We start from the raw sequence: 20,477 nt of genomic DNA on the forward strand, positions 1-20,477 counted from the left end.
CGACGTTAGTCGGCTTCCCAGCGCTGCCAAAGACCTCAGCCGACTAACGTCGGCACTACGATGCCTACGAACCATGTACTATTCAGCATGACAAACTGCTGAGATACGTAAGAGGCTGTCTGAAAAGCCTATGGCCTGGCGTTGGAGTGCCGGCTTTAGCCGGCTAAAGCCGGCAACTCCAGCGTGTGCTACGTTGTGTGGAACCCTTTTCAGACAGCTTCTAACAATCTCTGCTTCCCTTACACCCCCCTCGCATGTATTGTCCTACCTTGAACCTGTTCGGCCCGCGTCCAGATCTTCTCTGGTCAGTTGGGCGCTGTAGGTCAATTCGCGGGGCACAATCTCGCGGTAGATTGGGTTGGCAATAGTGAAGAAACGCATAGGCTTGCCTTGCACATCAGCTTCAACGCGCATCAAACAGCGCCGCTACTTCCACCACGAAGCCCTGAAGCAACAATGAGTGGGCCACCTTGCCGCCCAATGCTACCAAGAAGAGGTTCAGAGGATTGAACCACAGAGGCACCGAGGGCACAGAGTTAGGGAGTGCGGACGAGGTAGTTGCTACAAACCTCTCTGTGTTCTCTGTGTCTCTGTGGTTCAATGAGAAGAGGTTTAGAGGATTGAACCACAGAGGCACCGAGGGCACAGAGTTAGGGAGTGCGGATGAGGTAGTTGCTACAAACCTCTCTGTGTTCTCTGTGTCTCTGTGGTTCAATCCTCGGTATCTCTTCAAAAACTCTCTGCTATTACCCCGCCGGTTCGGGCGGCAGGCCGCGTAGCCGCCGGTATTCGGGGATGCGGGCCATGGGGGGGCGCTCGTGGTCGCGGATTTCGCGCAATTCGAGCGAAAAGCCGCCGTCTTCACGCTGGGTAATCAGTTTCATCGTCTGGTTGACTGGCTCCAGTAGGCTGACCCGTTGGCGCTGCTCCATGCGTTGGATGACGACTTGGGTGATGGCGAAGGCCATTTTGGAGAGGGGGACGAGTTCTTGGTTGCGGTGGATGCGTTCCATCAGGTCAACCTGGGCCAGCGCATTGAGCCCATGCCGTTCCAAGAGATCAATGAGCATGCCGGTTTCGACCCCGTAGCCAGTGAAGAAGGGCACCTCTTCGAGGGCGCTACGCCGCCCAGCATATTCGCCCGAAAGCGGTTGGAGCATGCCGGAGAGTTCGGGGTAGAAGAGGTTGAGCAGTGGGCGTGCGTTGAGTTCGGTGACGCGCCCACCACCAGTGGCGGCGATCCGTTCGCCAAATTGGATGGGGCGACGGTAGAAACCTTTGCTGTAGACCAAGCGCCGTTCGCGTAGCAAGGGCCCGACGATGCCATAGACGAAGCGTGGGTGAAAGTTCTTGATGTCGGTGTCGCACCAAGCAATGATGTCGCCCTGCAATACGTAGAGGCTCTTCCAGAGCGCCTCGCCTTTCCCCGCAAAGGCACCGTACTGGCTCAGAATCTCTTGGTGTAGGTAGACCGGCACGCCATGGGCGGCGGCAATCTCGCGGGTGCGGTCGTGCGAGCCGCTGTCAATCAGGACAATCTCGTCGAGCAGGGGTACGTTGGCTACCAGATGCTCTTGCAACTGGCCGATGATCTCGCCAATGGTGGCCTCTTCGTTCAGCGTCGGCAGCGCGAGGCTAATCGTAACCCCCTGTTGCTGTTTATGGGCAAAGAGGCGCTGGAGATCGTCATATTCATGCGAACTGAACGTATTCTCGGCAAACCAACGATCCACCGTCGCCGAAAGGTCGCGGTTCTGCTGCCAGATCTGTTGGGCCAACTCCTCCGACTGGGCCATGCGGTGGCGTACAAGCACAATGGTGCTGTCCGACTGGCGCAGAATGCGGTCGGCCAGGGGGCCAATTGGTGCTTCGGGGTCGCCACGTCGCCCCGTGACGCCCAACACAATCGCTTGGTGGTCGGGGTCTTCGGCGAGGATCGCCTGTTCAGCCGGGATGCTGCGTTCCAGCCAGCGGGTGACGCGGGGCATACTTCGGAGCGATTGGAGACTGGCGCGCACGCTGGCATCATCAGGCATGCGGGGGTTGGTGGCGTAGAGGACGCTAATCGAGGCATCGTGGTGTTCCGCAAGGGCCATGGCGATGTCGCAAGCCAGAGGGGTATGGGGGCCACCGCGCACCGGCAGCAGCACCCGCCGCCAGGTCTGCTCATCGTGCAGACGCAGCACCACCACATCGCAGGGGGGGTGACGGAGCAGATTATCAATCGGCGGGCCAAAGAGCCGTTCGGAAGAGGACTGCTGCGCTGGCCAGCCCAGCAGAATCAGGTTCGCCCCCTGCTCCTCGGCGGATGTGCGAATACCATCGGTCAGATCGTGGGCCACCGTAATCACGGTGCGGATCGGCACCTGGAAGGTACTAAAATCGGCGGCCTGATCGTAATCGGCACGCACCTGACGAGTCTCAAGCATCCCATCGCTCAACGGCTGGTCGTGTGGTACCACCACCACCCCCAGAATGACCACTTGACCATTCTGTTGGCGCGCAATCGCCGCCGCGAGCGGCAACATGAGTTGCACCTTAGCCGCCTCGCGGGCAGGCAGCAGCACAACATAGTCGTTGCTGCTTGGACGTTCATGGGTTTGGATCATATGCATAGTTCCTCTGTAACTTGCTATCGGCTATCGGCTATGAGGGGGGCAATCGTCTGTTGGTAAATGGCTTCCCATGTATACCTGGTGCGTACTGTGCGCCGCAGGTGGTAACGCGGATCGTGTTCCAAGGCTGCCGCAATGCGGGTGGCAATCGTCGTTGGCGCTTCGTCGAGGGCGAAGTAGTGCCCGGCTGGGCCAGCGGTGGCCTGTAGGGGTGGAATATCGCTGCAAAAGATCGGAATACCACTGAGACCAGCCTCAAGGGCGGGAATGCCAAAGCCCTCGTAGCGACTAGGAAAGAGCAAGCCGTCAGCGAGGCGAAAGAGGTCGGCCAGCATTGCATCAGAGACATGGCGCGGCTGACCGTTGGCGTCGGTGAAGTGTTCATAGAGAAAGACCACCCCACCACCAGCGCCGGAGGAGTCTTGTAGGGCCAAGAGTTCAGCGAGGTAGGCTGCATTGGTGGGGTTGTGCGGGCCCGGCGGCCCGGTAACCACCAGTTGGGCGGCGTGGCCCTGTTGCCGCAAGGCACCCACAATGGCAATTGCCAACTCAATGTTCTTACGCCGCGTAATGCGTGCGGGCAGCAACAGCAGCGGGGCGGCCTCCAAAAGCTTCAGGTCTTCAACCAAGCTCAGCGTCTCGGCCTCCAGCTTCAAGAAGGCCGCAAGGTCAACCCCAGGGGTGACCACGCTGATCTGGGCGGGGGCGAGGCCCAGCAGTTCAGCCAGCATGCCACGCCGATCCTGCGACACAACCACATAGTGCGCCCCGGGCCATGGTTGACGGAGCAAATCCCAGGGGTAGCCGGGGTGCAGTTCGGGCGTATAGAGCGGATCGAGCCAAGCGAAATCGTGGCACCATGCCAACATGCGTGGCAACTGGCCCGCTTGGTGCAGCCGTTGTAGTGCGGCGGTGAAGGCGAGGTTCTTGTGTAAGCTTAACACATTATGCACCATCACAGCGGTTACGCCTGCGAGCGCGTGGGCCAACCAGGTACTCAACTCATCTACGAGGGCCGTAAAAGCGGGGCTGACTGTCCCCGCTGCCAACTCGCGGGCCAGCGGTTCAATCCGCTCGCCGCGTGACCCCAGCGCCTCATTGAGCCACAACTCCACTCCAGGCGTAGTACTGGCCCCTTTGCCCGCAATGATCCGCACGCGATGGCCAGCGGCAACCAGCACACGGGCGTGGGCCGCCATCGTAATCTCAACGCCGCCTACATAGGGCGGGCCCGCATAGTGCAGGATGGCAACACAGCTCATCCGATCTCTCCACGACTCATGCGAATAGCCAGATCAATAAAACATGCCGCCGACCAACCGAACATGGGGGCCGCCTTGGGCGGTGGTTCGCCCGTCAGCGGATGGTAGTACTCATAAATATCGGGTTGGCCCATCACCAACTGTAGTGTCGCCTCCGCCAACTGCGCCGCCGTCGTGCCGTAGCCGGTGCGCTGCAACGCCTCGACAAAGATATGATTAATGTTGATCCAGACGGGGCCACGCCACATCTGCTGCGGGTCGTGGTGCGGATCAGAGAGCGCCACCGTTGGCAGGGGATGTTGGGCCCAAAACGAACTGGGGTTACGCAAGTGTGCCACCAATTGCTCACTCATCTGCGGCGGCATACAGCCGGTCCAGAGCGGATAGAGGCTAAAGGGCGTCAAGACCTTGATCGGACGATGTTCGTACTGCGACCAGAAGAGTTGTGCTTCTGGATCATAAAAATGCTCAATGATCCGTCGTCCCAATGCATCAGCCCGATTGCGCCACAACTGCGCCTCACGGGCCCGGCCCAGCAGATTGGCCATACGTGCCAGGGCTTGCATCTGAATACAAAGATAGGTATTCAGGTCTACTGCTTCAACCGGCATGCCCGCATCCCAGAGCGGACTATCATCAAGCCCTGAGGAGAAGGGATGGGAATATTGCACAATCCCATCGGCATCATCATCATTGAGCCCAAACCACCAAGAGTTCCAGCGCACCAGCGGATCATAAATTTCGCGCAAGAGCGCCAGATCGCCCGTCTGGTCATAGACATGCATCGCCACCCAGGCAATAATTGGCGGCTTCGTGACAGCGGCGGCCACCGGCACCTCAAGCTGCGTAATCGTACCCTCATCATAGACCGCATCGGGAATCATGCCATCGGGCAACTGATGGTCAAGCATGAAGCGAATCTGGTCACCCGCCAACTTGCCATCAGTATAGCGCAGCGCCAAAGCATGGAAGTAGTTATCCCACTGCCAGGCACCCACATAGTGGGCCTTACTCGGCGAAACCGTCTCGCGGCGAAAGAGGCCATAGGGCGAGAGAATATTGTTCCCCAGCACCCACCAAGCATAGTAATACTGCGGGCGATAGGGTTCAAGCACCTCCGGGGCGGCAGCAAACCAGCGATGCCAACGCTGCTCTGCGCCACTCAGCGCAGCCCGGAAGGGCAGCACCTCACGGCTCAGTTCAAGCCCAGCCTGAATATGGAGCATAATCGCCGTATCGCTATCACCCTCAGCAGTCAGAATAACATCATAGCCACTCCCATTATGCTCAAACTGATTCAGAATAACCGTCCCATTGGTTGAATAGGCACAATTACGCACCGACTTAAACTCGCCACCAGCCGCATCAGGGCGGGCCAAATCGGGCACTACCGTAAAACTGATGCCACTCGCCACCCCATTGGGCAAGCCAAAACTGAGCGTCTGGGCATTCTGAAAGACACAACGAAACTCCCCGATCTTCGTCTGAAAAACCAGCGCATGGGGATAGGTCGTCACCTCAAAATCAACCGGACGCCCATTGCCGTCCACCAATTGCAGGCGCGGAATAAAGGGCGGGCGACTACGATACGCCGAAAGCCCCGGCGTCAGCGCCGTGAGCCGCTCGGCCAATTTGACATACAGTGTATGTTGAAAACGGCGATCCTGATAGAGCAACAGGCGCGAGCCGCGATCACTAAAAGGGATACGCGCAAGCCTGATCCGATTCTCCAGCAGAAGGAGGTAGGGGGACGAAGGAATGTACACCTAGCGGCTCCTTGCTAAACAGAGCTACCCAAATGGTTCTCACTCGTCCCATTGTAGCATCAATGGAGTTATTGGCTTTGACAGTGTAGGAGTTCGCAATTTTGCAGACCCTCAGATCCTGAACCGCCCCAGAAACGCCCCTTGACGGAGTTTGCCGTAGCCTGACTGGGCAACAATCTTTCGGCCCCGCACCTCACCCCTGAAGCGATCGTCGCCTCAGGGGTTGCTGATTCTTCGGAATAACTTCTGCTTCCCCTCAATCACCCGCAGCCAACTACCGGGCACCTTACGGCCCACCAGCGGCAGCGCCGCCGCCGTGCGCCCAATCGCCGCCTTGAGCGCCGCCAAGCCAGCGCCGGTACAGCTATCAACGTGGTAGAAACCCTCAAGCAACGCACCAAACTGACTACGCAGCGCCTGCTCATCAATATGCGCCTGACGCTCCTTTGGCCCGCCGTGGGTCGCCACAATCAGCAGACGGGGGCGCTCACTGGGGCGCTGCTCATCAAAGGCGCGATGCTTAATCAACTGCGTCCAATAGTACACAAAGCCCTGCTCCGGCCCGGCGCGCGGTTCCCACACCACCAGATAGAGCGCAGGCGCACTAAAGAAGAGTTGGTGGGTTGGGCGATAGATCGCCTGACCGCCAAAGTCCCACGCATTGAGCGTAAGCGGTTGCGGCAACTCTGGCAGCGCAAGCGCAAGCGGCTTAATCTCCAGCCCATGCGTCGTCTCACGCCCATCCACAGATCGAGCCTTCTACTCCCATCCCGGCGTGCCGCCGCGATCCGTTCTTCCGCCTCGTGGTATGGGTCGGTGGGGGTCATAGGGGTGCCTGTGGGGGTGGGGGTAAGGGTAGACAGAACATTGAATCTAGGAGCCACGAACAGGTGATGGGGAAGCCACGTAATGGCCCTCACCCCCTGCCCTTTCAGGTATAGAGTTTTTGAGAAGCTTTGGATGCGGTGTTAAGAGTTTTCTCATGGAACGCGGACAAACGACCTGCTAGGTGTGCGCCGTGCCGTCGCCATGCGTAGCCCCACAGACCCAACGGCGCACACCTGGCAGGTCTAAGATGTCAACGGCCCATGAGACCTAGCAGGTGCGGCGCGGTGGGATCGTTGACGCCCTCATGGTGGCGGCACGCGCCCCACCTGCCAGGTCAGGTACGCTGCTCTTGATCCATTGGAGCGCGTCAAAAACCCTTTACACACCAAGCGGTGCTGCCTTGTCTCAATGGATCGCGTGAGAACGCGGCGGAGCAAAAAAGTCTATACCTGAAAGCACCCCCTGCCCCCTTCGGCAAGCTCAGGGCAAGCCTCTCCCACAACGTGGGAGAGGCTTGCCCTGAGCTTGCCGAAGGGGGCAGGGGGTGAGGGCCATCCTGGGCGGCCCAAAGACTTAGGGAAGCGGATATTGTTACGTATCCCAGCAGCCTGTCATGCTGAATAGTACATGGTTCGTAGGCATCGTAGTGCCGACATTAGTCGGCTGAGGTCTTTGGCAGCGCTGGGAGCCGACGAACGTCGGCACTACCTACGGCGCAAACAGGAATGTTCCTACGAACCTTCGCTCAGGGTGGCAACGTAATGGGGCAATCAACAACATTCCCTACCCTTTCCACGCTACTGCATCCTCCACTGTGAGCCAGCCGCTACCCGGGAAGATCCGCGCTACCTGAGGGGCAAAGAGGGGCGAGTTGGCGAGAACGCTCTGGGGTGAGCCGTCGGCTACGAGCCCGCCGCGCCCTAGCACGAGGACGCGGTCGGCAACTGTGGCGCTGAATTCGACATCGTGGGTGACGAGCAGGATCGCTGCGCCTTGGTTGCGCCATTGGCGCAGCAGGCTGGCCAAGCCCGCTTTGGCCGCATAATCGAGGCCACGGGTCGGCTCGTCGAGCAGCAAGCCGCCCGGTTGGGTCACCGTGATAGCCCCAAGAGCTACGCGCTGACGCTGGCCAACACTGAGGTCGCGGGGGTAGCGTGTGGCAACCTGATCAAGCCCAAGTTGGCTCAGTAGTTCATGTACCTGCTCGCGCTCAGGTTGGCCATGGTTGCGCAGGGTTACGCGCAACTCTTCGGCGACACTATCGGCAAAGAGCAGGCTGTCGGGCTCTTGGGGCAGGCAGGCTAGTTCGCGGCTGATGGCTGCAACACTGCGCCCTTTATTGTTCTGCCCGTTGATCCAGATGTTGCCGCGCCGTGGGTGCAGGAGCCCGACGATGCAGCGCAGCAGGGTGCTTTTGCCGACTCCATTGCGCCCCATGAGTACCACGATTTCGCCCGGCCAGAGATTGAGACTGAGATTGTTGAGGATCATCTTTGTCTCATAGCCCGCTTCCAGATCGGTGATGCGTAGGTAGGGTTCGCCCCGTTGCGGCGGCGCGGCGCTGACGGCTGGCTTGGGGGTTGGCGTGATGCCCAGCGCAAACCGGCGCGCCTCCTTGACACTGAGGGGCAACGGGCTCCAACCATAGGCACGGGCCACCTCCACCACCGGCGGGCAGAGCGAAACATCGGGCAGAATGGTGCGCGGCGGGCCACTGCGCACATGGCCCGCTGCATCGAGCACCACCACCTGATCCACAAAGGGCAGCACCCGTTCAACCCGATGCTCCACCAGCACCACCGTCAGCCCCAGATCACTGTTGAGCCGCACGAGCGCCTGGAGCACATCCTCAGCCGATTGGGGATCGAGTTGGCTGGTTGGTTCGTCGAGGGCCAAAATGGTTGGCCGCAGCGCCAGTGCCGCCGCAATCGCCACGCGCTGCCGTTCGCCCCCTGAGAGCGTCCGCAGTTCACGATCACGCAGCGGGGCCAGATCGAGCAGATCGAGCACCTCCTCAACCCGTAGGCGCATCTCGCTGCGGGGCAGTCCAACATGCTCTAGGGCAAACGCAATCTCATCCTCCACCCGATCAAGCACAAACTGCGCCTCGGGACTCTGGAAGACCATACCAACATGGCGGCTCATCACCCGTGGCCCTGCGCTCAGCGCATCTTCACCGAGAACACGCACACTCCCGGCAATCTCACCGCCACTAAAGTGGGGCACCAGCCCATTGAGGCAGCGCAGCAGCGTAGACTTGCCACTGCCCGACGGCCCCATCATCAGCGTAAAACTCCCTGGTGTAATTGCAAGACTCACGTCGTCCAAACAGGGCGCGGCGTGGTCGGGGTAGCGGTAGGTTAACTGTTCAATCGTGATCATCAACGTACTCCTGAACGGGTAAGCAGTGGCGCCAATAACCCCAACAGCAGCAGGGCCATCAGCGGCTCAAAAGCAGGCACATGCAGCGTCGGATAGGGCGTATAGAAGAGGCTGCCGCTCCCCGACCAGGGCAACAGCAGGGCCGCAAAGGTGAGCGTCGCCCCTGCCAGCACCAGCGCATCATTGCGCCCCCAGGTATAGTGGCGGTAGTGGCTCCGGCGCGAACGGCGCCCAGCAGCCCGCAGGCTCATGAAGGCCAGCAGGCCCCCCGCCACCATGATGCCCGCGCCCAGCAGCGCATAGCCCCAGACAATCCGCAGCAGCAGGCCAGCAAAGAGGCAGGCCAAGCCAGCCACAAGCAGCAGGCGCAAGCGCTTGGGCACCTGGTCGGCAGCAAAACCACGCGCCGCGAGCGCCTCGGCCAACTGGAGCGCCCGTTCAAGACCACCAATCAGCAGCGGCAACAGCAGCGGCAGACTGTCGCGCCATGTGCGAAATTGCAACCCACGCAGTTGTTGCGCCTCACGGATCTGCCGAGCATGGCGCAGCGTTAGGGGCACATAGGTCACCGCAATCGCCACCACAACCGCCAGCGGGTAGAACGCGCGAGGCACCAAGCGCAACAGCGCCCCCACCGGCATTGCGGCCCCAAAGGCCCCAAAAGCCGCAATCAGCGCCCCAATCACCAAGCCATTGGTCATGCCAAAGACCAGCGCCTCCATTGTGAGCGGCCCGCCCAACAGCGGCCAATTGGCGGGCAGGTGGAAGATAACCGTATCGCCGTAGTGTACGGTAAGCAGATTAAAGACCCCACCAATCGCCATCGTAAAGGCAGCAAAAAGAATCGGATCGAGCGGACGCATCTGGCCCAAGGGCCGCTCCACCTCAGCCACAAGCGCCAGCAGCAGCAGCAGCGTCAAGAGGTAGAAGGGATTGCGCGTCAGCGTAATCGCCGTAATTGCCACCACCAACCATGTGACCCACGTCAGCGGATGGAGCAGCAGGGTAGATGATGGATTCATACCAAATTACTCTTGAACATTCCACATCCCCAACAACGCTCCAACTCATTAAGAAGCCATGTGCGGCAATCTACAATCTACAATCTACAATCTACAATCTACAATCTGAAATCGCACGGGAACGAATCACAAAGGCGAAGCGGCGCTCGAAGCGGCGCAGCACACGCAGAATCGGCGCACCAAAGGCGGCCAGCAGCAGCGCATTACCAATTGCTGCCGCGAGATCCCAGGCAAGCGAGGTAGCGAGGTAGAAGGCGGCATAGCGGCGCAGCGTATCAGCTAGACCGATTCCGGCTTGATAGTGCTGATCGAGGGGGCCACTGGCAAAGGGCCAGAACCAGAGGTTCATAATCGCACCATAGCCAAAGCCCCAAAAGGCCCCAAAGAGCAGCAGCACCAGCAGTTCACCACGGCTCCCGGCCCCCCCCAGTAGACGCACCGGCCCCCGGCAGAGGGCGGCACTCAGGCCCACCCAACCCGCCGTAAGCATCTGGTAGGGCAACCAAGCCCCCACCCCCCCCGTAATCAACGCCGAGACAATCAGCGTCATTGCGCCCATCAGGAAGCCAAAGTTCCCGCCAAAGAGGTAGCCAGTCAGAATAATCAGCACAAAAATGGGCGAAAAACCACCAGGCAACGGCAGCGCAATATTGATCAGCCGCAGGATTGCATTCATTGCCACCAACACACCCAAAAGTGCGATCAGCAGCGCATGCTCTGCCGCCCGTTGGGCCTCAAGCAGCAGCGCAATAAAGCTCAAACCCACAATCAGGGTCAGCAGCAGCGGCGCATCATTGGCATGAGCAATCCCACTGCTGCTCGCCACCACACTAGGCAACCAGAAGGGATAGAGGAAAGCCACCACTCCAATGATGGTCGTGAGCATAATAGTGGCAGCACTGAGGAGCCGGTCGTACATGGGGGGGGATTCTAGGCTATATAATATGAGTTGTCTTACGCATACGCACCCAAACAAGTGCCAGGGCGAGAGTGGTGGTAAAGGTCAAAAACCAGCCCAGTTCACGGCGACCCGCCGGAGCGGTTGGCTCTGGCAACGGGATGGGCGTAGGCGTTAGGGTGGCTGTGGGCTCTGGGGTGGCTGTGGGCTCTGGGGTGGCTGTGGGCAGTGGGGTGGCTGTGGGCAGTGGGGTGGCTGTGGGCTCTGGGGTGGGGCTAGGGGCAATCAGAGCAACCTGGGGCGTTGCGGGATCAGCCTGGGCCACGAGTGGCAACCAGAGCAGATGGGGCGCTGCCGAGTCCATGAGCCCACCGGCGATTGCGGGGGTAGCGGTAACCGTTGTGTCCACTGGCGGCAACGGGATCGGCGCGGCTGCGGGGGGGGTAGCGGTAACTGTTGTGTCCACTGGCGGCAATGGGATCGGCGCGGCTGCGGGGGGTGTGGCAGTAACCGTTGGTATTTCAAGCGCTGGTGCTGTTGCCGTAGGCACAACGAGGGTAGGTGCGGCAGGAGCGGGTAGCGGCGTCGCAGTTGGCACGATGGGCGCGGTGGGCGTGAGCGTCGGCAAAGGCGGGCGCGTCGGAGCCACGGGCGGGGTACTGCTCGGCAGCGGAATCACATTGGGCTGTTGGCCTGATGGCGCTGGCTGATCAGTTGTTGCCGCAGGGGTCGCACTTGGCGGCGCGGGCGCAGCATCCTGCGGCGTTGCGGTCGGTTGAGCAGTTGCCGTAGCTTGGGGCGTTGTGGTTGGTTGAGCCGTCGCCGTAGCTTGGGGCGTTGCGGTTGGCGGCGGCGCACACACCTCAGCGAAGGTCAACACCGGCGGCTCGGTCCCCTCACCAACAGAACCAGCGCCCCACGACCACCCCTCCACCATACCGTGGCGCACAACCGATCGCGTAGCCCCCACATTGGCATAGAGCCAGCCGCTCGCTTCAAGCCGATAGTAGGCCCAATAGCGGCAATCGGCCCCCAAGGAGCGGCACTGACAGAGGCAATCGTTGGCCGGGCAGCCTTCGTGTTCAATTTTGCAGATCAGACTGCCCTGACTAGGATCAAAGCGGATCGTCGTGGCCAAGCCAGAAGCCCGCAGCAACTCCTCGCCACTCATCTCACCCGTGGGGCCAAGCTCAACACAGAGGCTACGGCTCGTACCATCGCCAAAGCGCACCACCAGACCCGCCTGGGCAGGAGTGGTTTCAAGTGCCTGCACCACAGGCTGGGCGGCAAGCAGCGCACTCACCCAGACGAGGCCCAACAGCAGGGCAAGCAGCATCATGACGCGCAATTGAGCAAGAGGGAGCATGGGATTGACAACTCTAAAACAGAAAACCGCCCAACATTGTGTTGGGCGGTTGCGTTGATGTTTCCGGTAGCTAGTGCCATGTGCCGGTCACAGACGCTTCTGCCCTCCTCATACAACGCGAAGGAGTGGTCAGAAAAGCCAACGGCGCTCGACCTGACTTAGCACCTAGCAAGGCGCATCACAGTTGCGCGACAGTGTCGGATTCGCACCGACTTCGGCTTTGGCCCAACGGATTGAGCCTAAAGAACCGTTGGCTGATTAGGCTTGCAACGATACCACAGACTAGACACAGGCGTCAAATAAGCAGCGGTATCAATGTTACCAATTTGACAAAGATGTATGCCATAGGTATAATACACGCCAGTTAAGCCCAGGTGGCGGAATTGGCAGACGCGCTAGGTTGAGGGCCTAGTGACCTAACCACGGTCGTAAGGGTTCAAGTCCCTTCCTGGGCACCACGGTTCGTTCGGGCGATTAGCTCAGCGGTAGAGCACCTCGCTTACACCGAGGGTGTCGGCGGTTCGAACCCGTCATCGCCCACCAATGTGTGTGCATCCGCGCCAAGGTAGCTCAGTTGGTAGAGCATCGCACTGAAAATGCGAGGGTCACCAGTTCAAGTCTGGTCCTTGGCACCAACCCACAGCCTCCGGTAGCACTCGCTACCGGGGGCTGTTTGCTATGCGTCTTTGATGTTTAGGGCTGCCGCGCCCCCGCTGTGTTGGGCTACGTCCCAAATTTCGTTTTTTGTTCCGCCCTATACGGGACAAAAAGAGTTCTCTTGGGTGAAGAAAAGCCGCCCCCAACCCCCTGCAAATGGTATAATAACAAAGGCAAGCTCAACAGTCAGGAGACAAGCCATGGAAGAATCTGCTCCAAGCATTGCCACGCTCACTGCCGAGAACCTGGCTCTGCGTCGTGAGTTGGAACGTTATCGTAGTATTGTTCACCAACTGCACATTGGTGTCTATATCTATGAGCTTGAAGATTCCGCCGACGACCGGACGCTCATGATGATTGATGCCAACCCAGCGGTCGAACAACTCACTGGTATCCCTACAGGTGAGCAGATCGGCAAAACCCTGGATCAGAACTTTCCTGGCCTGCGTGATCAGGGCATCCCGCAAGCCTATGCACGGGTGGTGACAACAGGTGAGAACCTCGAGACCGAAAGTGTCTATGGGGATGAGCGGGTCATTAATGCAGCCTTTTATGTGCGCGCGGTGCCGCTGCCCAACAATGAGGTGGGCGTCTTCTTTGATAATATTACGCTCCGCAAACAGACCGAATTGGCCCTCAAGCAGCTTAATGCCGAGTTGGAGCAGCGTGTAGCCGAGCGCACCGCTGCACTTCAGCATAGCCAGAACTTGCTCTGCCATGTTCTCGATTACGCCCCCGCAGCCATTTCGATCAAGGATCTGGAGGGTCGCTTCATGCTCGTCAATCAGCGTGCCGCTGATCTGTTAGGCATGAAGGCTACGGAACTGGTTGGCAAGCTGGATCACGAACTCTTGCCCCCAGAACATATTGCTAAATGGCGCAGAGCAGAAGATAAGGTTGTACGCACAGGTCAGCCGGTGGTGCAACAGGATACCATCCCTCAATCCGATGGTGTTCACACCTTCCTCTCGAGTCGTACCCCGGTCTTTAATGATGAGAACCAGATCTACGCTATTGGCGCGGTTTCAACCGATATTAGTGAGCGCGTTAAGGACGAAGATGAACTGCTGCGGACGACCGAAGCCCTGCGTGAGAGCCAGCAGTTGCTGCGGACGATCTTCCAACATCTGCCCGTAGCCGTGCTGCTCAAAGCTGCCGAAGATGGGCGCTTTGTTCTCTGGAATCATGGCTGCGAACGGCTCTTTGGGCGCAGTGCCGATGATGTTATTGGCAAAAATGACTACGATATTTTCCCCCGCGAACAGGCTGATAGGTTCCGTGCGAAAGACGTAGAGGTGCTCCAGGCTAAGCGGGCTCATGAAATTGCTGAAGAGTTTGTTCAGAGTGCAACTCTGGGCCAGCGGATTGTACGCACCAACAAGATTCCCATTGTCAACGAGCATGATGAAGCCACTCATCTGCTCACTATCTGCACCGATCTCACCGACGAAAAGCGCGCCGCTCAAGAGCGGGCCGACCTGCAAAACCAGATTATCGAAGCGCAACAACACGCCCTGCGCGAACTCTCTACGCCGCTGCTGCCCCTCTCTAACAAAGTCGTCCTGATGCCCATTATCGGCACCATTGATAGCCGCCGCGCCTCCCAGGTGATGGAGACGCTGCTCCAAGGGGTTGCCCAACACAATGCCGAAATCGCCATCGTAGACATTACCGGCGTCCAAGTGGTAGACACCCAAGTGGCCAATGCCTTCATCCAATCCGCCCGGGCGGTTCAACTGCTCGGTGCCCAAGTCCTGCTTACCGGCATCCGCCCCGAAGTGGCCCAAACCCTCGTGCAACTCGGCGTAGACCTCGAAGGTGTGTTGAGCCGCGGTTCCCTCCAAGCGGGCATCGCGCACGCCCTCAGATTGGCCCGTAGTGCAGCCTAGATAACGGCATCCCCCGTATATGTTGTTGGTGCTGGCTGGCGGCTTCGCCGCCAACCAGCACCAACAACGTGGGTTTGGGGCAGGGTACAAGCAAATACACAACCCCTAAATTCTGGTATAATTCGCTCACATAACTCCTGTGGGCCGCTAGCTCAACGGCAGAGCAATCGGCTCATAACCGACAGGTTCTGGGTTCGAATCCCGGGCGGCCCACCATGAGCAGGAACAGAGGAACAAAGGAGCAGAAGAACAGGAGAACAGAAGAACAGGAGAACAGGAGAACAGGAGAACAGGAGAACAGAAGAGCCGATAAGTCTTCTTCTATACCCCAGTTCTCTTGCTCCTCTGTTCTTTTGTTCTCTCCTTCTGTTCTCTTGTTCCTCTGTTCTTTTGTTCTCTCCTTCTCTCCTTCTGTTCTTTTGTTCTCTCCCTCTGTTCTCTTGCTCCTCTGTTCTTTTGTTCTCTCCCTCTGTTCCCCTGTTCCTCTGTTCTTTTGTTCTCTCCCTCTCCCAAGGAAACCACAATGCACACCGACGCCCCCCCATTGATCATTGGCGGTGGTTTAGCAGGCTTGACGGCAGCACTCTCATTGGCCGAGCGCGATTTGCAACCGCTGCTGCTTGAGGCGAAACCCCGCTTAGGGGGGCGGATCGCGGGCGCAGAAACTGTGACGCTTGATGGCCCTGGGGGGCCGTGGCATTTTCCGGCAGAACATGGCATCCATGCGCTCTGGGGCCAATACCATAATCTGCGCATGCTCTTGCGCCGTTTGGGCCTCCGCGAGACCTTGGTACCTGCACGCCACGAGGATTGGGTGCATGGCGAGGCTGGTCGTGTGCTGCGGGCGGAGGCAGGCAGTGCGGTACGCCGCAGTCTCTTTCCGGCCCCGTTGCACTACATCGCCCTGCTGTTCCGTCCGCGCTTCTTGGCCATGATGACACCCTTCGATTTTTTGGGGCTGCCGCGTGTCACCGGCAGCCTCTACCTGGCGCTGGCCTACGATCCCCTCTGTGAGCCGACGCCACTGGGCGAGCGCACGGTTGCCGAACTCTTTGCCGCTTGGCCCCCGCGCATGAGCGCCTTTATCTCGGCGCTCATGCGCAGCGGCCTTGCTGCCCGTCCTGAAGAGGTGCCTTTGAGTGGCTTTTTGGCCTTCTTGCGCTTCTATACGCTGCTGCGCCGCGATGCATGGGCCTTCTCCTACCTGCCCGATGAGATCGAAAGCGCCCTGCTGAGCCCCTTGACCAATGCGATCCGTGATGCTGGTGGTACGCTCCGCACCAATGCGTGCGTCACTCGCTTGGAGCGTTCTGCAGAACAGTGGGAGGTGTATTGGCAGGATGAAGCGGGCAACCAACAGTCTACGCGCACGCCCCATGTGGTGCTGGCACTTGATGCGCCCGCTGCCAAGGCGTTGCTTACCGGCAGCCCAACGACGGCCAGCGCAGCACAGCAACTCACCTTTCCCCAGGGCCTCGAAACGGGCGTGGTGCGGCTCTGGTTTAGCCGCGTCCCCAGCGCCGGAGCCGAATCGGGCATCTGTAGTGGCAACCTGAGCATAGACAACTTCTTCTGGCTGCACCATTTCCAGCGCGGCGCAGCGGCGTGGCATCGCGCTACAGGTGGCAGCGTCGTTGAAGCCCATATCTACGGGCCGCCCGAAGTCTTAGCGCAGCCCGATGCAACCTTATTGGCCCAGGCGATCACCGATCTCCAGCGCATCCACCCGGAGTTGCGTGGCAGCCTCATCCACCAGACGATCCAGCGCAACGATCCGAGCCACACCCGTTTTGGTGCAGGCTTCGACGAGCGCCACCTGGGGGTCACCAGCCCATGGCCGGGCCTCTGCTGCTGCGGCGACTGGCTGCGCTACCCCCACCCCGCACTCTTTCTCGAACGCGCCTGCGTCACCGGCCTTGCCGCCGCCAACAGCGTCCTCGCCGCCCACCGCATCCCCGCCTGGCCCATTCTACCCGCCACCCCACCCGAAGCCCCCGCCCGCATGCTCGAACATGGACTGCGGGGCGTGCGCCGCTGGGCCGCACGGCGCAAGGCATCATAGAGGTGTTATTCGGGATGGTTCGTAGCCACGTTACCGTTTGCGATGACGCGAGTTAGTCCAGAGACACTGGAACCACATTGATGGCGCATGACACCTTCACCCACGCTCTAGCGCTCCTGCGTACAGCTTTGGCTGATCCACAAGCCGAATTCCGGTTGGGGCAATGGGAAGCTATCGAGCTTCTTGTTGACCAACGAGCCCGCTTGCTTGTTGTTGAGCGAACCGGCTGGGGTAAAAGCCTCGTCTACTTCATGGCTACCCGGCTACTCCGTGAGCGTGGCGCTGGCCCGACGTTACTCATCTCGCCATTGTTGGCACTGATGCGTAACCAGATCCTTGCCGCAGGACGTCTGGGAGTGCGGGCTGAAACAGTGAACTCTACAAACAGAGAGGCTTGGGAGCAGGTGGTCGGACGGTTGCATGCCAACCAGATTGACGTGCTGCTGATCTCACCTGAGCGACTTGCGAACGAGCTTTTCCGTGAGCATTACCTATTGCCAATTGCCGCCAGCATTGGCCTCTTTGTTGTTGACGAGGCTCACTGTATCTCCGATTGGGGTCACGATTTCCGCCCCGATTACCGCCGCATTGTGCGTGTGCTCCAGGCTCTGCCAAGGAATATCCCCATTGTTGCCACGACTGCAACTGCAAATGATCGTGTCGTGCGCGATGTAGTTGAGCAAATTGGCCCCGGAGTTAAGTTAATCCGAGGACCACTAACGCGGGCAAGCCTCTCGCTCCAGAACATCCATCTTCCTAGCCAAGCGGCTAGGCTAGCCTGGCTGGCCGAGCATCTGCCGAAGATTGTGGGGAGTGGCATCATCTATGCGCTCACGAAGAAAGATACCGAGCATATTGCCCAATGGCTGCAGATGCAGGGTATTATTGCCATGGCATACCATGCAGAGATCGAGCACGAACAACGCGTGGCACTCGAAGAGCAGTTGCTCTGTAACCAGATTAAGGCTTTGGTGGCGACGTCATCTCTGGGCATGGGTTTTGATAAGCCCGACCTGGGCTTCGTCATTCACTTCCATCGTCCCGGATCAGTCGTCCACTATTACCAGCAGGTCGGTCGTGCCGGACGTGCGCTTGAACACGCTTATGGGATCATGTTGAGCGGCGACGATGACGACGAAATCATTGACTACTTCATTACTACGGCATTCCCTCCCGATGCCCACATCGCCGAGGTACTGGCACAACTTGATGCAACCGACAATGGGTTAACCATCACAGAGCTTGAGCAACGCCTAAATCTACGCCGATCGCATATCACGCACGTTCTCAAACTCCTCTCGATCGAGACTCCCTCGCCAGTGAGTGAGCAACGAGGGCGCTGGTACCTCAATCCGATTAACTATGTCCCTGACCAAGAGCGGATCCAGCGGATCATGCAACAGCGCCGTGAAGAGCAACAGCGCATGCGTGATTATCTTCATACCCGCGAGTGCCTGATGTATTTCCTTGGACGTGAGTTGAACGATCCTGCTATAGCCGCGTGTGGCCGTTGTGTGAGTTGTGTTGGGCAACCACTATTGCCTACGCACCACTCGATACCCCTAGCTGCGCAGGCAGCAGGCTTCCTGCGACGCCTTGATCAGCCAATCGAGCCGCGCAAACTATGGCCTGGCACAGCTCTTGTGTCAGTGTACAACTGGAAGGGCAACATTCCCGCCCGCCTCAAGGCAGAGGAGGGGCGGACGCTCTGCCTCTGGGGTGATGCAGGCTGGGGCGAGCTCGTTCGCAAGGGCAAGCAGCATGACGGCAGATTCGCCGATGAGTTGGTGCATGGTGCCAATGAACTGATCACGCAGCGCTGGCAACCTGATCCAATGCCCACATGGGTGACTTGCGTTCCATCACAGCGCCACCCCTCACTGGTATCTGATTTCGCCCAACAGTTGGCTCATGCCCTCGGCTTGCCGTTCGTTCCAGTGGTGCGGCGAATTCGTTCAACCGAATCGCAAAAACTGATGTGCAACAGCTACCAGCAGGCGCACAATCTTGCTGGTGCATTCACTATTGATGCTTGGTCACATCTTGCCGAGCCAGTGCTTCTGATTGACGACATCGTCGATTCACGCTGGACATTCACAATTCTTGCGGCGTTGCTGCGCGAGGCTGGTAGTGGGCCAGTTTATCCCTTCGCGCTGGCCCAGGTGCTTGCCAAGGATGATTAGCGTAGGCAAGATAAGCTTTTCTATTGCGCCGAAGGCATGTACAATGGAGTAAAGCACGATTTGAGATGAATGTTAGGGAGAATCGGCAGCGATGACTAGTCATGTACTTACATCCGACACGCAGGCCATCCTGCTCCTCTGTGGAAGTCTTGGCCAGTCACGTGCACAAGAGGCACCGCTCACACAGGGCGAGTACAACCAAGTAGCACAGTGGCTTCAGCGTGAACAGATGCGACCAGCCGACTTGCTCCAGCCCGAAGGCTTGGATCGGGTGCAGATGGCTGGTGCAACAATGCCCTTGGGTCACCGTGTCGAAAGCCTCGTCTCGCGGGGTGCCGCATTGGCTTTGGCGGTTGAGGCTTGGACACATAAGGGACTCTGGGTCATTAGCCGCAGTGACCCGGATTATCCCCGTGCGTTACGCACTCGCCTGGGGAGGTATGCACCACCAATCCTCTATGGTGTCGGTGAGCAGCGACTACTCAAGCGGGGTGGCCTTGCCATTGTCGGCTCACGCGACCCGGACGAACGTGGGCTTGATTTTGCTCGATCAGTTGCGCTGGCATGTAGCAGGCAGGGAGTTCCGGTTATCTCTGGGGGAGCCCGTGGAGTTGACAGTGCTGCGATGGATGCTGCGATCAAGGTTGAAGGAGTCGTTATCGGCGTCCTAGCTGATAGCTTGGCACGTGCTGCGGTCACACGGAAATATCGCACTGCGATCTGTGAGGGGCGCTTGGTCTTCATTTCACCCTTTGATCCTAACGCTGGGTTTAACGCAGGCAATGCGATGAGTCGGAACAAGGCAATCTATGCCCTCAGCGATCTCGCACTGGTAGTGAGTGCCACATTGGAGAAGGGCGGCACTTGGAACGGTGCGACTGAAAACCTCAAGCACAGATGGGTACCGCTCTTTGTGCGAAACGAAGAGCCGCAGCTTCCGGGTAATCGCCGCCTGATCGAACTCGGTGGGTACAGTGTTGATCGTGACGTGCTTGAGCGCCGGGTAAGCGTTGAAGATTGGCTTAACGGGCGGGAGTTTGCAAGCAACATTGGACTCCACCTTCAGCCTATCAAGCCAGCATCAGATGCAGGATCAGGAGCAGTACCGCTGCCGACAGAGGAAGATGCTACACGGGCTACGCAGAGCGTTGAGGCGCAACCTGCCACTGCCGACAGATGCTCGGCAAGGAACATCGCACATGAGCCTGCTCGCTCATCGTCTCGCATTGCCGAGTCAACCGCTCATCTGACCGAGGAGCGGAAGCAGCAGTTGGCTCTAGCGCATGGCGCTATGCACGATCTCTTTGGTGTGGTATGGCCCTATCTTGAGCAGGCTCTCGCAAAGCCGCGCACCGACCGTGAAGTAGCCGAGCTTTTTCAGATCGAACTAAAACAGGCACAGACGTGGCTCCGCCGTGCTACCGAGCAGGGCATTGTAAAGAAGCTACAGAAGCCTGTTCGATATGTCGCTAACGTCTCAACATCACAGGTATTACCACTATTCGATACCAATAAACCTGTGTTGTGATCCAAAGGGATGAATTCAG

13 protein-coding genes, 4 tRNA genes and 1 riboswitch are annotated in these 20,477 nt (G+C 59.0%); of the genes, 8 read left to right on the top strand and 9 right to left on the bottom strand.

Going from position 1 to position 20,477, the window contains the following annotated elements:
• Window positions 1-264: 264 nt before the first annotated feature.
• From CJ255_RS23330 to CJ255_RS04020, 9 genes are all read right to left on the bottom strand, one after another.
• Entirely contained in the window at window positions 265-414 is a 150-nt protein-coding gene (locus CJ255_RS23330; protein ID WP_165774559.1) for a hypothetical protein, read from the bottom strand.
• A gap of 332 nt (window positions 415-746) precedes the next feature.
• Window positions 747-2,609, bottom strand: a complete 1,863-nt coding sequence (locus tag CJ255_RS03985) for a glucosyl-3-phosphoglycerate synthase (protein WP_165774560.1) — start codon at window positions 2,607-2,609, stop codon at window positions 747-749.
• A gap of 23 nt (window positions 2,610-2,632) precedes the next feature.
• Window positions 2,633-3,877 carry a glycosyltransferase gene (locus tag CJ255_RS03990; RefSeq protein WP_097642803.1) on the bottom strand — a complete coding sequence of 415 codons (1,245 nt, stop codon included), beginning with the start codon at window positions 3,875-3,877 and terminating at the stop codon, window positions 2,633-2,635.
• Window positions 3,874-5,643 carry an amylo-alpha-1,6-glucosidase gene (locus CJ255_RS03995; protein WP_097642804.1) on the bottom strand — a complete coding sequence of 590 codons (1,770 nt, stop codon included), beginning with the start codon at window positions 5,641-5,643 and terminating at the stop codon, window positions 3,874-3,876. The genes CJ255_RS03990 and CJ255_RS03995 overlap by 4 nt, the downstream gene beginning before the upstream one ends.
• A gap of 216 nt (window positions 5,644-5,859) precedes the next feature.
• Window positions 5,860-6,390, bottom strand: coding sequence for a P-loop NTPase family protein (locus CJ255_RS04000; RefSeq protein WP_097642805.1), 531 nt, complete (start codon window positions 6,388-6,390; stop codon window positions 5,860-5,862).
• Between the two features lie 864 nt (window positions 6,391-7,254).
• Entirely contained in the window at window positions 7,255-8,853 is a 1,599-nt protein-coding gene (locus CJ255_RS04005) for an ABC transporter ATP-binding protein (protein ID WP_097642806.1), read from the bottom strand.
• Entirely contained in the window at window positions 8,853-9,875 is a 1,023-nt protein-coding gene (locus CJ255_RS04010) for a CbiQ family ECF transporter T component (protein ID WP_097642807.1), read from the bottom strand. Before CJ255_RS04010 ends, CJ255_RS04005 begins: the two co-directional genes overlap by 1 nt.
• A 91-nt stretch (window positions 9,876-9,966) precedes the next feature.
• On the bottom strand, window positions 9,967-10,794 hold the full coding sequence (locus CJ255_RS04015) for an ECF transporter S component (RefSeq protein ID WP_097642808.1): 828 nt from the start codon (window positions 10,792-10,794) through the stop codon (window positions 9,967-9,969).
• A 16-nt stretch (window positions 10,795-10,810) separates the two neighbouring features.
• Window positions 10,811-12,139: an SCO2322-related protein gene (locus tag CJ255_RS04020; RefSeq protein WP_097642809.1), complete on the bottom strand. Its 1,329-nt coding sequence runs from the start codon at window positions 12,137-12,139 to the stop codon at window positions 10,811-10,813.
• 126 nt (window positions 12,140-12,265) lie between these two features.
• Window positions 12,266-12,406, bottom strand: a riboswitch (cobalamin riboswitch).
• Window positions 12,407-12,507: 101 nt separating this feature from the next.
• Here CJ255_RS04020 and CJ255_RS04025 point away from each other — a divergent pair.
• The 8 genes from CJ255_RS04025 (at window position 12,508) to CJ255_RS04060 (ending at window position 20,458) form a co-directional block, all read left to right on the top strand.
• Window positions 12,508-12,597: transfer RNA gene (locus tag CJ255_RS04025), tRNA-Leu, on the top strand.
• A gap of 10 nt (window positions 12,598-12,607) precedes the next feature.
• Window positions 12,608-12,682 (top strand) — tRNA-Val (locus CJ255_RS04030).
• 16 nt (window positions 12,683-12,698) lie between these two features.
• Window positions 12,699-12,774, top strand: a tRNA-Phe gene (locus CJ255_RS04035).
• Between the two features lie 222 nt (window positions 12,775-12,996).
• Window positions 12,997-14,685, top strand: coding sequence for a PAS domain-containing protein (locus CJ255_RS04040; protein ID WP_165774561.1), 1,689 nt, complete (start codon window positions 12,997-12,999; stop codon window positions 14,683-14,685).
• 141 nt (window positions 14,686-14,826) lie between these two features.
• A tRNA-Ile gene (locus CJ255_RS04045) sits at window positions 14,827-14,901 on the top strand.
• A gap of 307 nt (window positions 14,902-15,208) precedes the next feature.
• Complete coding sequence (locus CJ255_RS04050) at window positions 15,209-16,747, top strand: FAD-dependent oxidoreductase (protein ID WP_097642811.1); 1,539 nt, start codon at window positions 15,209-15,211, stop codon at window positions 16,745-16,747.
• 80 nt (window positions 16,748-16,827) lie between these two features.
• Window positions 16,828-18,930: a RecQ family ATP-dependent DNA helicase gene (locus tag CJ255_RS04055; RefSeq protein WP_097642812.1), complete on the top strand. Its 2,103-nt coding sequence runs from the start codon at window positions 16,828-16,830 to the stop codon at window positions 18,928-18,930.
• A 91-nt stretch (window positions 18,931-19,021) separates the two neighbouring features.
• The gene (locus tag CJ255_RS04060) at window positions 19,022-20,458 is read left to right on the top strand and encodes a DNA-processing protein DprA (RefSeq protein WP_097642813.1); all 1,437 of its coding nucleotides are present in this window, start codon (window positions 19,022-19,024) and stop codon (window positions 20,456-20,458) included.
• Window positions 20,459-20,477: the final 19 nt, after the last annotated feature.

Source organism: Candidatus Viridilinea mediisalina, from assembly GCF_002532535.1.
In the GTDB taxonomy this organism is placed as follows: domain Bacteria; phylum Chloroflexota; class Chloroflexia; order Chloroflexales; family Chloroflexaceae; genus Viridilinea; species Viridilinea mediisalina.